Origin of the sequence: Jiangella aurantiaca (assembly GCF_004349105.1) — a bacterium.
Classification (GTDB): domain Bacteria; phylum Actinomycetota; class Actinomycetes; order Jiangellales; family Jiangellaceae; genus Jiangella; species Jiangella aurantiaca.
The window spans coordinates 38729-52901 of record NZ_SMLB01000026.1 but is presented as its reverse complement, the minus strand read 5'-3'; the positions used below and the strand labels follow the sequence as shown (position 1 = coordinate 52901).

Here is a 14173-nt window from a genome sequence, read left to right as displayed (position 1 = left end):
CAGGTGCCGTCGCTCACCTCGAGCGATGTTCGGGGGGTGCCGATGACCCCATACGCCGTGCAGACAATACACAGAATGTAGCCCTTCGCGGGCATCGGCATCGTATCGCTACTGGTGAACTGGTCTCCTTTCCCTTCCGGGACTCGCCGCCGCCTGGGACCTCGCGGTCGGCCGCTAGGCCAGCGCGTCTGGCAGGGGGTGGCAGTGCACGACGGTGAGCGACGACACCGCGCGGGTGAGCACGACGTAGAGGCGGCGCAGCCCGGCCGGCTCGGCCGCGACGATGGCGGCCGGCTCGACGACGACCACGTGGTCGTACTCCAGACCCTTGGCGAGCGTGGCCGGCAGCAGCGTGATCCGGGCGTCGTCGGCGAGCTGCCCGTACGGCGGACCGGCGTCGTCGAGCGCCGCCGCGACCTCGGGGGCGGCGTCGTCGGCGACGATGACGCCGACCGAGCCCTCGCGCGCAGCGACCTCCCTGACGGCGTCGGCGACGGCTGCGCGCAGGTCGCCGCCGGGCGCTCGCGTCACGTCCAGGCGGCCGGGGTTGGACCGGACCGGCTCCGGCGGCGCGATGCCCGGCGCGATGACCGGCAGCAGCCGGCCGGCGAACTCGACGACGGCGGCCGGGACGCGGTAGCCCTTGCGCAGCACCTCGAGGGTGGCCGGAGGCCGACCGCGAGGTCCCGGGCGGCGGTGAGTCCCAGGAGGGAAAGGGGGATGCGCGTCGTCGTGGGCGAGATGGCGTAGCGCCTCCGGCCACGACGGCGTCGCCCATGGCGTCGTGCCCTGGGCGATGTCGCCGAGGATGGTCAGCGAACCGGTGGCCGCGCGACGGCCGACGGCGCGCAGTTCCATGGGGGAGAGGTCCTGCGCCTCGTCCAGCACGACGTGCCCCACGCCGGGGACCCGCTCGAGCGCCGCGGCGGCCTCGTCGACCAGGACGGCGTCGGCGTGCGACCACGGTGCGGTCTTCGGGCCGCGGGCGGGCTTGCGCCAGAGCAGCCGTTGCCTTTCGTCGTCGCCGAGGATTCCGTCAGCGGCGGTGGCGAGCAGCTCCGGCTCGCTGAGCAGCCGCATGACCAGCTTCACCGGGTCCAGCGCCGGCCACAGCTGGTCGACGTAGTCCTTCACCGGCCGGGACCGGGCCACGGCGTTCTGGACGCGGTCGTCGGTGATCTCGCCGGCCGCCTCCATGCGCAGCAGGATCCGGTGGGCCAGCCGCTGGCCGAGCAGTGAGCGGGCCGTGGTGTAGCCGTCGCCGCGTTCGCGCAGCGTCCGGATCGCGTCGGCGGCCTCGTGCACCGGGACCCGCCAGCGCCGGGTGCCGCGGGTGACGTAGAGCGTCTCGGCCGGCTCCTGGACGTGCGACCAGATCGCGTTGCGGATGACGGTCGCAAGGCGTTCGTCGCCCTTCAGGGCGGCCGTCTCGGGGTTGTCGGTGCCCCTGATCGGGACGCTCTCGACCAGCTCCGCGACGGTGACCTGGCGGACGTCCACCTCGCCGAGTGTCGGCAGCACCTGGGCGATGTAGTGCAGGAACGCCTGATTCGGGCCGATGACCAGCACGCCGGTGCGGGCCAGCCGTTCGCGGTACGTGTGCAGCAGGAACGCCGCCCGGTGCAACCCGACGGCGGTCTTGCCGGTGCCCGGCGCGCCCTGGACGCACACCGTCCGGTCCAGGCTCGCCCGGACCACTTCGTCCTGCTCCGGCTGGATGGTCGCGACGATGTCGCGCATCGGGCCGACGCGCGGCCGCTCGATCTCCTCGGTGAGGATGCGGCTGGTGATGTCGGCCTCACCCGGGTCCAGCAGGTGCTCGTCCTCGTACGACGTCAGCTCGCCGCCGGCGAACCCGTAGCGGCGGCGCAGCGTGACGCCGTGCGGGTCGGCCCTGGTCGCCCGATAGAAGGCACGCGACACGTCCGCCCGCCAGTCGACGACCATCGGGTCGCCGTTGCCGTCCATGACGTGCCGCCGGCCGATATGAAAGGTTTCGTACGTCTCGTCCGATTCATCGTCGGTGCGGTCGATGCGGCCGAAGAACAGCGGCAGGTTCGGGTCGTCCGCCAGCGCCTTCGCCCGCCGGTACAGCGCGGCCTTCAGGTACTCGGTCGACACGTGGTCGCTGCCCTGCGCCGTCAGCGAGAGGGTGTGCTCGCGCATCGCCTCGAGGTCGGCGCGGGAACGGCGCAGGTGCTCGCGCTCGGCGTGCAGGACGGGGTCGGCGGACATGGACGGCCTCCAGGGGCTCGGCGGAAGATGGCGCTTTCCGACGGCCCGGTGGTCCGGTCCGGTCGCGAAGGGCATGGGAGCCTAGTCCGCGTTCGCCGCGGTGTCCACCGAATATCCCCGCAAAGTTGATCACGGGCGCAAGGGTCAGTCGTCGCTGAGGACGTCCTCGGCGTCGGCGATCTGGTAGGCGTAACCCTGCTCGGCGAGGAAGCGCTGCCGGTGCTGGGCGAAGTCCTGGTCGACGGTGTCGCGGACGATCACCGAGTAGAACCGCGCCGTCCGGCCGTCGGACTTGGGGCGCAGGATACGGCCGAGCCGCTGCGCTTCCTCCTGCCGCGAGCCGAACGTGCCCGACACCTGGATCGCGACACTGGCCTCGGGCAGGTCGATGGAGAAGTTCGCCACCTTGCTGACCACCAGCGTGCGGATCTCGCCGGCGCGGAAGCCGTCGAACAGCCGCTGCCGCTCGCGCACCGTCGTCTCGCCCTTGACCACCGGGGCGCCGAGCCGTTCGCCGATCTCGTCCAGCTGCTCGATGTACTGGCCGATGACCAGCGTGGGCTCGCCGGCATGCCGCCTCACCAGGCCTTCGACGACGCGTGTTTTGGCGTCGGTGCACGACGCCAGCCGGTAGCGCTCGTCGGGCTCGGCGGTCGCGTAGGCCAGCCGCTCGCCGTCTGACAGGGTGACGCGGACCTCGACGCAGTCGGCGGGGGCGATCCAGCCCTGGTTCTCGATCTCCTTCCACGGCGCGTCGTAGCGCTTCGGGCCGATCAGCGTGAAGACGTCGTCCTCGCGGCCGTCCTCGCGCACCAGCGTTGCCGTCAGCCCCAGCCGGCGGCGGGCCTGCAGGTCGGCCGTCATGCGGAAGATCGGCGCCGGCAGCAGGTGCACCTCGTCGTACACGATGAGGCCCCAGTCGCGGGCGTCGAGCAGCTCGAGGTGCGCGTAGACGCCCTTCCGCCGGGTGGTGAGGACCTGGTAGGTCGCGATGGTGACCGGGCGGATCTCCTTCTTCGCGCCGGAGTACTCGCCGATCTCGTCCTCGGTGAGACTGGTCCGCTTGACCAGCTCGTCCTTCCACTGCCGGGCCGCGACGGTGTTCGTCACCAGGATCAGCGTGGTGGCGCCGGCCCGGGCCATGGCCGCCGCGCCGACCAGCGTCTTGCCGGCGCCGCACGGCAGCACGACGACGCCGGAGCCGCCGTGCCAGAAGCCGTCGGTGGCCTCGCGCTGGTACGGCCGCAGCGCCCAGCCGTCCTCGGCCAGCGCGATGGGGTGCGCCTCGCCGTCGACGTAGCCGGCGCTGTCTTCGGCCGGCCAGCCGAGCTTGACCAGCGCCTGCTTGAGGTTGCCGCGCTCGGACGGGTGGACGACGACGGTGTCGGCGTCGAGCCGGGCGCCCACGAGGGGAACGACCCGCTTGGAGCGCAGCACCTCCTCGAGCACCGCGCGGTCGGTGCTGACGAGGACCAGCCCGTGGACCGGGTGGCTCTCCAGCCGCAGCCGGCCGTACCGGGCCATCGTCTCGGCGACGTCGACCAGGAGGGCGTGCGGGACGGGGTAGCGGGAGTAGCTGAGCAGAGTGTCGACGACCTGCTCGGCGTCGTGACCCGCGGCCCGGGCGTTCCACAGGCCGAGCGGGGTCAGACGGTAGGTGTGCACGTGCTCGGGGGCCCGCTCCAGCTCGGCGAACGGCGCGATGGCGCGTCGGCAGTCGTCGGCTTGGTCGTGGTCGACCTCGAGGAGCAGGGTCTTGTCACTCTGGACGATCAGGGGTCCGTCGTTCACCTCGCCATTGTCCCGTACGGTCGAGGCGTGAGCGAAATGGTCGAACGAGTCACCGAGATCGGCGACGAGCTGGCGTCGTGGCTGCTGAGCTGCTGGGTCGACGTCAGCAACGCCGGGGGCGCCGTCGGGTTCCTGCCGCCGGTCGGCGCCGACGACGTACGGCCCGCGCTGGACGAGCACCTCGCGGAGCTGGCGGCCGGCGCGGGGTTCCTCGGCGTCCTGCGCATCGACGGCGAGCGAGCCGGGTTCGGCTTCGTCATCGGCTCCACCCGGCCGTTGTTCCGGCACTGGGCCACGGTCCTCCGGCTGCAGGTGCACCCGCGGTTCCAGGGCCGCGGCGCCGGCCGGGCGCTGCTCGACGGGCTGGCCGACCTCGCCCGCGCCGACGGGCTGGAGTTCCTGCACCTCACCTACCGCGACGGACTCGGGCTGGGGCGGTTCTACGAGTCGTGCGGCTTCGTCGAGGTGGGCCGCAACCCCGGCTCGATCCGGGTCGCGCCTGGAGACGACCGCGACTCCGTGCTCATGAACCGGAAGCTGTGAATCGGGACATGCCGGGCACGCCGGGAACGCGGGTGCCTCCGCGGGAGTTCGTCACGTGAGGCACAATGTCCGGCGACCCATCGGCAGCACGTCCCGATCCGGTGAAGGAGGCAGGCCCGCGTAGGGGCACGCGCGCGGCGGCGGCATCGATGAGCAGCGAGGAGACGGTCGGCCGACGAGGTCGGGCGCGGCGCAGCGGCGTCAGCCCGGCTCAGTATCGCCGCTTTCTGCGCCAGGTCGGCGTCGGCGCCCTGATTCCCGGTGCCGGGCTGATCTCGGCGGGCCGGAAGAAGCTGGGCTGGACCATCCTGGCGGTGTTCGTGCTGCTGGCCGCGGCGGCCGCGGTCTACGCGGTGCGCGGTGGGCTGTCCGGCCTGGTCGACGCCGGTACCGACACCGACACGCTGAACCTCGTCACCGCCGGCCTCGCCGCCGTCGCCGTCGCCTGGCTGGTCACCGCGCTGGTCAGCCTGTACCTGCTGCAGCCGCGCGGCCTGAAGGCGCCGCAGCGGCTGTTGTCCGCGCTCGTCGTTGTCGTGGTCGCCTCGCTGGTGGTCAGCCCCCTCAGCATCGGCAGCCGGTACGCGTACACCCAGCGCGGCTTCATCGGCAACGTCTTCGCCGACGACGACAGCCGCAGTCTCACCCGTCCGGACAGCTCCGACGAGGACCCGTGGGCCGGCCAGCAGCGCGTCAACGTGCTCATCCTCGGCTCCGACGCCGGACCGGGCCGGGAGGAGACCCGCACCGACACCGTCATGGTCGCCAGCATCAACACCGAGACCGGCGACACCGCCCTGTTCTCGCTGCCGCGCAACCTGCTCAACCTGCCGATGCCGCCGGACACCCCGCTGGCCGAGGCCTACCCCGAGGGCTGGACGGGGCCCGAGGAGGACGCCTACTACTGGCTGTCGGCGGTGTACCGCTTCGTGCCGCACGAGTTCCCCGAGTACTTCGAGGGCATTCCCGACCCCGGCGCCGAGGCGGTCAAGCTCATCGTCGGCGAGGCGCTCGGGCTGGACATCCACTACTACGTCATGGTCAACCTGCGCGGCTTCCAGTACCTCGTCGACGCGTTCGGCGGCATCGACATCGACGTGCCGTACCGCATCCCCATCGGCACCAAGGAGCAGTACGGCCGCTGCACCGAGCCCTCGGGCTGGATCGAGCCGGGCGAGAACCAGCACCTCGACGGCTACCGGGCGCTCTGGTTCGCCCGTGCCCGCTGCGGCCCCGGCCCGGTCTCCGACGACTACGAGCGCATGCGGCGGCAGCGCTGCGTCATCGGCGCCATCACCGAGCAGGCCGACCCGATGACGGTGCTGCGCCGCTACCAGCAGCTCGCGTCTGCGGCCGAGAACACCATGTCCACCGACATCACGCAGGACCGGCTGTCCGACTTCGCCGAACTGGCACTGAAGGTGCAGGAGTCGGGCGGACTGCGCAGCCTGCCGTTCACCGACGACATCATCGAGTACCACAACCCCGACTACGACGTCATCCGCGAGTACGTCCAGCAGTCCCTCGACCCGCCGGCCGAGACGCCGCCGCCCAGCCCGGAGAACCCTGACAACGCGGACGGCCCGACCAGCGAGGCCACCGAGCCCTCGGCGGACGACCCGACGGAGCAACCGACGGACGAGCCGACGGACGAGCCGACCGAGGAGGCTCCCGACGAGGAGGCCCCGGCCGACGAGCCGACCGGCGACAGTGAGACGCCGGGCGGCACGGAGACGCCGAACGAGGCCGACGGCGCCGTCGACGTCGACGACGTCTGCTGACGCCGGGCGGGGCGTCAGACGAGGTGGACCTCGACGCCCGCCGTGCGCAGGGCGGCCAGCTCGTCCTCCGGCGCGCTCGGGTCGGTGACCAGCAGGTCGACCTGGTCGACGTCGCAGATGCGGGCGAACGCGCGGTGGCCGATCTTCTCGCCGATGCCGACGACGACCACCCGGCTGGCCCGCTGCACCATGAGCGCGTTGATGCCGGCCTCGCCGACGTGCCGGCAGCCCGCCCCGCCGGCCGCCGTCAGCCCGTCGATGCCGAGGAAGAGCATGTCGAGCCACAGCTCGTTGAGGACCAGCGTGGCCAGCGGCCCGGTCATCTCGTAGGACTGTGGCCGGGCCACCCCGCCGAGCGAGACGGTACGGATGTGCGGCCGCAGCACCATCTCCGTCGCGATGTTCAGCGCGTTGGTGACGACGGTCAGCGCGTGCTCGCCGGAGTGCGGCCCGTGCTCGATGCGCGCGGCCAGCCTGCGCGCCGTCGCCGACGTCGTCGTACCGCCGTTGAACCCGACCACCATGCCGGGCTCGACGAGGTCGGCGGCCAGCGCGGCGATGCGCTCCTTCGGGTCGCTGCCCGACGACGCGCGGTACCGGGCCGGCAGGTCGTAGGCGACCGCCGTCGCCAGGACGCCGCCGTGGGTACGCGTGACCAGCTGCTGCCGGGCCAGCTCGGTGAAGTCGCGGCGGACGGTCGCCTCGGAGACCGACAGCGCCGACGCCGTCTCGGTGACGCTGAGCCGGCCGCGTTCGGCGAGCAGGTCCAGCATCTGCCGCCAGCGCCGGGCGCGGTCGGGCACCTGGCCGTCCAGGTCGGTGCCGGCGTCCCCGGCCGGCTGGTCGGTCATGGTGGTGTCCCCCTTTATTTGACCGCCCCTGCGGTCAACCCCGCTACCAGTCTCTTCTCGATCAGCGCGAACAGCACGACCACCGGCACGATACCGACGATCGAGACGGCGAAGACGTATTGCCAGGCCGACTCGTACTGGCCGACGAACTTGGTCAACGCCACCGACAGCGGCTGGTTCTCCGCCGTCGTCAGGATGACGAGGCTGGCGGCGAACTCGTTCCAGCAGGCGACGAACGTGAAGGTGATCGCGGTGACCACGCCGGGCCAGACCAGGGGAAGGGTCACCCTGCGCAGGGTCTGCAGCCGGGAGGCGCCGTCGAGGGCGGCGGCTTCGTCGAGTTCCTTGGGAATGGCGGCGAAGAAGCTGTGCATGATCCAGACGGCGAAGGACAGGTTGAACGCGGCGTTGACCAGGATCATGGCCAGCCAGGTGTCGTTGATGCCGAGGGTGACGAACTGCCGAAAGAGGCCGGTGGCCAGCACAGTCGGCTGGAGCATCTGGGTGATCAGCACGAGCAGCAGGAACACCAGCCGGCCGGGGAAGCGGTGCCGGGCGGTGTAGTAGGCGGCCGGTGCGGCGGCGGCCAGGACCACCAGGGTGGCGCAGACCGAGATGACGATCGTCGACACAAGGTTGTACGGCAGTGGCGTCTCGGGGGTGGACCACATGTCGACGTAGTTCGACGGCAGCCATTCCTGCGGCAGGTACGTCGGCGGGACCTGCAGGATCTCCGCGCGTGATTTGAACGACCCGATCAGCATGATCAGGTACGGCAGGACGAAGACCAGCGCGATGACGGCACCGGCGACGGCCATCAGCGGCCGCCGGGTGCTCCGCGTACGGATGGCAGCAGCCACGGCTGGTTTCCTCTCCCTTGTGGGACTCGCTCCCGCCTGGGATCTCACGGTCGGCATGCGGCTAGTCATCCCGCATCGGCTTGACGACCTTCAAGTACACGAGGATCACCGCGAGCACGATGAGGAAGTTGACGATGCTCAGCGCGGCCGCGGTGTCGATCTGCCGGTCGGCGCGGATGAACTTGAAGATCAGCGTGGTGGTGGTGTCGGCGTTGTAGCCAGGGATGGAGCCGGTGATGACCTGCAGGATCGGCAGGGAGTTGAACACGTTGATGATGTTGATGATGGTGGCCACCGCCAGTGCGGGGCGCAGGAGCGGCAGGATGATGCGCCGGTAGGTCGCCCACGGTCCGGCGCCGTCCATGGCGGCGGCCTCGCGCACGTCGCCCGGGATGGTCTGCAGGCCTGCGAGCAGCGTGTAGGTGGTGAACGGCAGCGACACGAACACCGCGATCCCCATGGCGGTGAGGAACGCCGGGACGGCGTTGCGGGTGAACCCGTACGGCTGGTCCAGCAGCCCGACGTCGACGAGGAAGGCGTTGATGATGCCGTAGAACGGGTCCAGCCCGTAGTAGACGACGGTAGTGGTCATGACGACGCTGGCCGCCCACGGCACGATGATGGCCAACCGCACGAACCGCCGTCCCGGAAACGCCTTGTCCAGGAACTGCGCCAGCCCGAGTGAGATCAGCACGGTCACCACGACCACGCCGAGCACCCACACGACGGTGTTGGTCAGGACTCGCGGCAGCGCGGTGAACTCCAGCAGCCGCGCGTAGTTGTCGAACCCGGCGGGGCCGTTGTCGACACCGAACTGGCTCAGGTCCCGCACCGACGTCCACGCCATGTAGCCGGCGGGGAAGAACACCACCCCGGCGATGAGGACCAGCGTCGGTCCGAGCCAGGGGAGGGCTCGGGCCGTCGCGGCCCACCGCGACCACCCGCGGCGCGGCCGAGAGGGCGCGCCCCGCGGCCGGCGCGTCACGCGGCCGTCGGGGCGGGTCGGGGTGTCGGTGGTCATGCGTTGTCGGCGCTGGCCTGGATCTGCTGCAACACGCTCGCGGCGTCCTGGGTCTGGATCTGCCCGACCAGGCTCTGCAGCGCACCTTGCGTGGCCGCCCACGCCTCGTTGGTGCTCGGGTAGAACTTCGCGTCCGGGAGCAGCGCGAGGAAGTCGGCGAACCGCTCGGCGTTGGCGGTGCCCTCCGCGCCGGACTTCGTGGTGGGCAGGAACCCCTCAGTGTCGACGAAGGTCAGGTACACGTCGGTGGAGAAGAAGTGGTCGAGGAAGGCCCGGATCGCGTCCTGCTTGTCGTCGTCGTTGCGGAACGCCATCAGGTGGTCGGCGACGCCGAGCGTCACCGGTGACCCGTCCTGCGTCGGGACCGGCGCGATGCCGTAGTCGAGGTCGGGGCTGCGTTCCTCGATCTGCCCGATCGTCGGCGGCAGACCGACGGCCATGGCGATCTGGCCCTGGATGAACACGTCCAGCATCGGGGTGCGGTCGGTGGCGCCCGGGTCCGGCTGGGTGGCGCCGGCGTCGATCAGCTGCTTCATGAACTCCACCGCCGCCAGGTTCTCTGGCGTGTCGACGGTGATGGCGTCGCCGTCGGTCCAGGACCCGCCGCCACCGAACGTCCAGATCGACGTCTCGGCCTGGGCCTCCTCGCTGCCCAGCGGCATCCCGTACCCGTAGACGCCGGTGCCCAGGCCTGTGACCGCCGTGGCCGCGGCCAGTAGGTCGTCCCAGGTGGCCGGCGGCTCGGGGACACCGGCCTGGGCGAGCAGGTCCTCGTTGTAGAACAGTGCCCGCGCCGACGCGATCATCGGCAGGCCGTAGACGGTGCCGTCCAGCGAGGCGTTCTCGATGAACGACTCCTGGAAATCGGCGAACGTGTCCTCGGAAACGACGTCCTCGGCCGGGTAGAGCAGGTCGTCCTTGGCGAACCCGCTGAACGCGTCGATGTTCAGGATGTCCGGCGCCTCACCGGCCTGCACCTTGGTGCGGATGACGTCGTTGATGTTGTCCCACGACTGCACCTCGAGATTCACCGTGACGTCGGGGTTCGCGTCCTCGAACGACGCGATGATCTCCTCCCACAGCGCCGTCGTCCCATCGCTGTACTGCGGGACCAGCAGATCGAGGGTGGTCGAGCCACCGTCCTCGGCCGATCCGCCGCTCCCGCCGTCGTCGCCGCCGAACCCGCACGCCGTGAGCGTGAGTCCAGCCGCCACCGCTGCCGCCGTCAAGGACACCAGTCGTCTCATGTCCGCCCTCCAGGTCCGCTCACCGCGATGATTGTTTGTATGCGTTTCACGCATGTTTCGCGCACAATCTGTCGATGCGGATACCCATCGTGGCGGCCGTCACAAACCATGTCAACAGCCCGCGACGCGAACGCGACTTTGACCGGATGTGACCGAGGCCGATTGAGTTTGAGCGATTGCCGAGTGATTCGGTCGATATGATGCAGGCGCCGGGTCGGCCGCACGAGAGGGGACACACATCCATGACCGAACACGTCAGGGCGGAGATCGCCAGTCAGCCGGCCTGCTGGGTCCGCGCCGCCGACCTGCTCGACGACGCCCGCCGGGTGCTCCCGGCACCGGGCGAGCGGATCGCCGTCGTCGGCTGCGGCACGTCGTGGTTCGTGGCCATGGCGTACGCGGCGCTGCGCGAGCAGGCCGGCCTCGGTGAGACCGACGCGTTCCCCGCGTCCGAGACGCCGATCGGCCGCGGCTACGACGCCGTCGTCGCGATCACCCGGTCCGGCACGACCACCGAGGTGCTCGGCCTGCTGGCGGCGGTCGCGTCCGCTGGCGCCCGCGCACCGCGCACCGTCGTGCTCACGGCCTCCGCCGGCTCCCCGGCCGTCGACGCCGCCGGCGAGGCCGTCGTCCTCGACTTCGCCGACGAGCGAGCGGTCGTGCAGACCCGGTCTGCGACCAGTGTGCTGGCGCTGCTGCGCGCCCACCTCGGGCACGACCTCGGGCCGGTGGTCGCCGACGCTGAGAAGGCGCTGGCCGAGCCGCTGGACGGGCTGACCGACATCGAGCAGGCGACGTTCGTCGGGCGGGGCTGGACGGTCGGGCTGGCGCACGAGGCAGCGTTGAAGCTGCGCGAGTCGGCGCAGTTCTGGGCAGAGGCGTACCCCGCCATGGACTACCGGCACGGCCCCATCTCGATCGCCGAGCCGGGTCGGCTGGTGTGGTCGTTCGGTCCACCGCCGGCCGGGCTGGCCGACGACGTCGAGGCCACCGGCGCCACGTTCGTGACCAGTGAGCTCGACCCGCTGGCGCAGCTGGTGATGGCGCAGCGGCTCGCGGTCGGCCTGGCCGAGGCGCGCGGCCTGGACGCCGACCAGCCCCGGCACCTCACCCGCTCGGTCGTCCTGCCGGGTGGCTGACGTGGCCGGGCGCGTGGTCGCCGTCGACGTCGGCGGCACGTCGATCAAGGCGGGGGTGCTCGGCGCCGACGGCCGCCTCGGCCCGGTCGACCGGACCACTACGCCGCCGGCCGGGTCCGACGGGGCGCCGGTGCTCGACGCCGTCGAGGCGATCGTCCGGCGGCTGAGTGACGGCGGGCGGCCGGCCGCCGTCGGCGTCGTCGTGCCGGGCATCGTCGACGACGCCGCCGGGGTCGCGGTGCGCGCCGGGAACCTGAGCTGGCGGGACGTGCCGCTGCGCGACCTGCTCGCGTCGCGGCTGGGCTGTCCCGTCGCGGTGGGGCACGACGTGCGTGCGGGTGGGCTGGCCGAGCATCGCGCCGGCGCCTGCCGGGGCGCGCGGAACGCGGTGTTCCTGCCGGTCGGGACCGGCATCGCGGCGGCGCTGATCCTCGACGGCCGGGTGTTCTCCGGCGACGGATATGCCGGCGAGGTCGGTCACGTCGACGTCGGCCACGACCTTCCGTGTGCCTGCGGCGGCCACGGCTGCCTGGAGGCGATCGCCTCGGCCGCCGCCGTCGCCCGCCGGTACTCCGCCGCGACCGGCACGCCGGTCGCCGGTAGCCGCGACGTCGCCGAGCTGGTCCGCCGTGGCGACCCGGCCGCGGTCGCGGTCTGGGACGACGCGCTGGATGCGCTGGCGTACGGGTTGTCGCTGCTCACCGGCGTCGTGGCGCCGTCGGTCGTGGCCATCGGCGGCGGGATGGGCGAGTCGCCCGAACTGGTGCTGCGGCCGCTGGCCGGACGACTGGCCGCGCGGCTGACGTTCCAGCGGCCGCCGCGCCTCGTCGGCGCCGAGCTGGGCGACCGCGCCGGCTGCGTCGGTGCCGGCCTGCTGGCAAGGGAGCTGGTCGCGTGAGCCGGGTCGTCTGCGTCACGCCCAACCCGGCGATCGACGTCACCTACCGGGTGCCCGAGCTGACGCCCGGAGCCAGCCATCGGGCGGCCGACGTGCTGGAACGCCCCGGCGGCAAGGGCGTCAACGTGGCCCGCGTGCTGCACGCGCTCGGCGTCCCGGCGGTCGTCGTCGCGCCGCTGGGCGGGCCGGGCGGCCGATGGTTGGCCGACGCGCTGGCGGACGCCGGACTCCCCGTGCGGACGGTGCCGGTCGCCGCCGCGACACGCCGCACCGTCACAGTCGTCGACGACTCCGGCGCGGCCACCGCGCTCAACGAGCCCGGCCGCCCCCTGTCGCAGGCCGAGTGGTCCGCCGTCGTCGCGGCGGTGACGGAGGAGCTGGCCGGCGCCGCCGCGCTGGTCGTCTCCGGCAGCCTGCCCGCCGGTGCGCCGGACGACCTGCTGCCGCGGCTGCTCGCGGCCGCCCGCGCCGCCGGCGTCCCGGCTGTCGCCGACACCTCCGGGCCGGCCCTGCTGGCCGCCGCCGGAGCCGGCCCGGCGCTGCTCAAGCCGAACGCCGAGGAGCTCGCCGCCGCCGTCCCCGGCGCGACCCTGGACGCCGCCCGCCGGCTGCTGACTCTGGGCGCCGACCGCGTGGTCGTGTCGCAGGGCGCCGCTGGCCTGCTGGGACTCGCCGGCGACGAGGTCTGGCGGGTGGCGGCCGTCCCGGGGCTCAGCGGCAACCCGACCGGCGCCGGCGACGCCACCGTCGCCGCGCTCGTCCGCGGTCTGATGACCGGCGCGCCCTGGCCGGACGTCCTCGCCGACGCCGCGGCGCTCGGGGCGGCCGCCGTTCTCACCGCGGCCGCCGGCGAGGTCGACCTCGCCGGCTACGCACGGTTCCTGCCCACCCTGCACGCGGAGCGAGTCGGATGACGCTGACCTCGATGACCACCCTGCTCGACACCGCCGCCGCCCGTGCCGGCGGCGTCGGAGCATTCAACGTGATCCTGCTCGAGCACGCCGAGGGGCTGGTCGCCGGCGCGGAGCGGGCCGGCACGCCCGTCGTGCTCCAGCTCAGCCAGAACTGCGTGCGCTACCACGGTGCCCTCGCGCCGATCGCCGCCGCGACGCTGGCGGTCGCCCGGGCGGCGTCCGTTCCCGTCGTCGTGCACCTGGACCATGCCGAAGATCCAGCGCTCGTGCACGAGGCGGTCGAGCTGGGTATCGGCAGCGTCATGTTCGACGCGTCGGCGCTGCCGTACGAGGAGAACGTCGCGGCCACCCGCGCGGTCGTCGAGCACTGTCACGCCCGTGGCGTCGCCGTCGAGGCCGAGCTGGGCGAGGTAGGCGGCAAGGACGGCGTGCACGCGCCCGGCGCCCGCACCGATCCCGCCGAGGCGGCGGCGTTCGTGGCCGCGACCGGCGTCGACGCGCTCGCCGTCGCCGTCGGCACGTCGCACGCCATGCGCACCCGCGACGCCGTCGTCGACCACGGGCTGATCGCCGAACTGCGCGCCGCGGTGCCGGTCCCGCTGGTGTTGCACGGCTCGTCCGGCGTGCCGGACGCGGAGCTGACCAAGGCGGTCGCCGCCGGGATGACGAAGGTCAACATCGCCACCCACCTCAACGCGGTGTTCACGGCCGCGGTCCGCGACCGGCTGGCCGGCGACCCGGGGCTGGTCGACCCGCGCCGCTACATCGCCGCCGGCCGCGACGCGCTGGCGGCCGAGACCGCACGGCTGCTCGGGGTGCTGCTCGCCGCCTGACGACCGGACGACTCTTGGCTTTGTGCGTGAATCTGGCTATTCTCCCGTCAATTCGATCAG

General features: G+C 72.4%; 12 protein-coding genes. 6 read left to right on the top strand and 6 right to left on the bottom strand.

Annotated features, from left to right (window positions below; translation table 11 throughout):
• Nucleotides 1-174 precede the first annotated feature (174 nt).
• Nucleotides 175-2235: a HelD family protein gene (locus E1262_RS18135; RefSeq protein WP_132104542.1), complete on the bottom strand. Its 2061-nt coding sequence runs from the start codon at nucleotides 2233-2235 to the stop codon at nucleotides 175-177.
• A gap of 144 nt (nucleotides 2236-2379) precedes the next feature.
• Nucleotides 2380-4026, bottom strand: coding sequence for a DNA repair helicase XPB (locus E1262_RS18130; protein ID WP_132104541.1), 1647 nt, complete (start codon nucleotides 4024-4026; stop codon nucleotides 2380-2382).
• 36 nt (nucleotides 4027-4062) lie between these two features.
• Here E1262_RS18130 and E1262_RS18125 point away from each other — a divergent pair, with 36 nt between their 5' ends.
• Both E1262_RS18125 and E1262_RS18120 read left to right on the top strand, forming a co-directional pair.
• Nucleotides 4063-4569, top strand: coding sequence for a GNAT family N-acetyltransferase (locus E1262_RS18125; protein ID WP_132104574.1), 507 nt, complete (start codon nucleotides 4063-4065; stop codon nucleotides 4567-4569).
• Nucleotides 4570-4718: 149 nt separating this feature from the next.
• Nucleotides 4719-6350, top strand: coding sequence for an LCP family glycopolymer transferase (locus E1262_RS18120; RefSeq protein WP_132104540.1), 1632 nt, complete (start codon nucleotides 4719-4721; stop codon nucleotides 6348-6350).
• A 14-nt stretch (nucleotides 6351-6364) separates the two neighbouring features.
• Here the strand turns inward: E1262_RS18120 and E1262_RS18115 are convergent, their stop codons facing one another.
• The 4 genes from E1262_RS18115 to E1262_RS18100 form a co-directional block, all read right to left on the bottom strand.
• On the bottom strand, nucleotides 6365-7201 hold the full coding sequence (locus E1262_RS18115) for a DeoR/GlpR family DNA-binding transcription regulator (protein ID WP_132104539.1): 837 nt from the start codon (nucleotides 7199-7201) through the stop codon (nucleotides 6365-6367).
• A 14-nt stretch (nucleotides 7202-7215) separates the two neighbouring features.
• Nucleotides 7216-8019, bottom strand: coding sequence for a carbohydrate ABC transporter permease (locus tag E1262_RS18110; RefSeq protein ID WP_132104573.1), 804 nt, complete (start codon nucleotides 8017-8019; stop codon nucleotides 7216-7218).
• 103 nt (nucleotides 8020-8122) lie between these two features.
• Nucleotides 8123-9082 carry a carbohydrate ABC transporter permease gene (locus E1262_RS18105; protein ID WP_132104538.1) on the bottom strand — a complete coding sequence of 320 codons (960 nt, stop codon included), beginning with the start codon at nucleotides 9080-9082 and terminating at the stop codon, nucleotides 8123-8125.
• The gene (locus tag E1262_RS18100; RefSeq protein WP_132104537.1) at nucleotides 9079-10329 is read right to left on the bottom strand and encodes an extracellular solute-binding protein; all 1251 of its coding nucleotides are present in this window, start codon (nucleotides 10327-10329) and stop codon (nucleotides 9079-9081) included. The genes E1262_RS18105 and E1262_RS18100 overlap by 4 nt, the downstream gene beginning before the upstream one ends.
• 242 nt (nucleotides 10330-10571) lie before the next feature.
• Here E1262_RS18100 and E1262_RS18095 point away from each other — a divergent pair, with 242 nt between their 5' ends.
• The 4 genes from E1262_RS18095 to E1262_RS18080 are packed head-to-tail and all read left to right on the top strand — an operon-like array spanning nucleotide 10572 to nucleotide 14113.
• Nucleotides 10572-11468, top strand: a complete 897-nt coding sequence (locus tag E1262_RS18095) for an SIS domain-containing protein (protein WP_132104536.1) — start codon at nucleotides 10572-10574, stop codon at nucleotides 11466-11468.
• Between the two features lies 1 nt (nucleotide 11469).
• A complete protein-coding gene (locus tag E1262_RS18090) occupies nucleotides 11470-12366 on the top strand; it encodes an ROK family protein (RefSeq protein WP_203453988.1) in 897 nt (298 codons plus the stop codon).
• Entirely contained in the window at nucleotides 12363-13280 is a 918-nt protein-coding gene (locus E1262_RS18085; RefSeq protein WP_132104535.1) for a 1-phosphofructokinase family hexose kinase, read from the top strand. The genes E1262_RS18090 and E1262_RS18085 overlap by 4 nt, the downstream gene beginning before the upstream one ends.
• Nucleotides 13277-14113, top strand: coding sequence for a class II fructose-bisphosphate aldolase (locus E1262_RS18080; protein ID WP_132104534.1), 837 nt, complete (start codon nucleotides 13277-13279; stop codon nucleotides 14111-14113). Before E1262_RS18085 ends, E1262_RS18080 begins: the two co-directional genes overlap by 4 nt.
• Nucleotides 14114-14173: the final 60 nt, after the last annotated feature.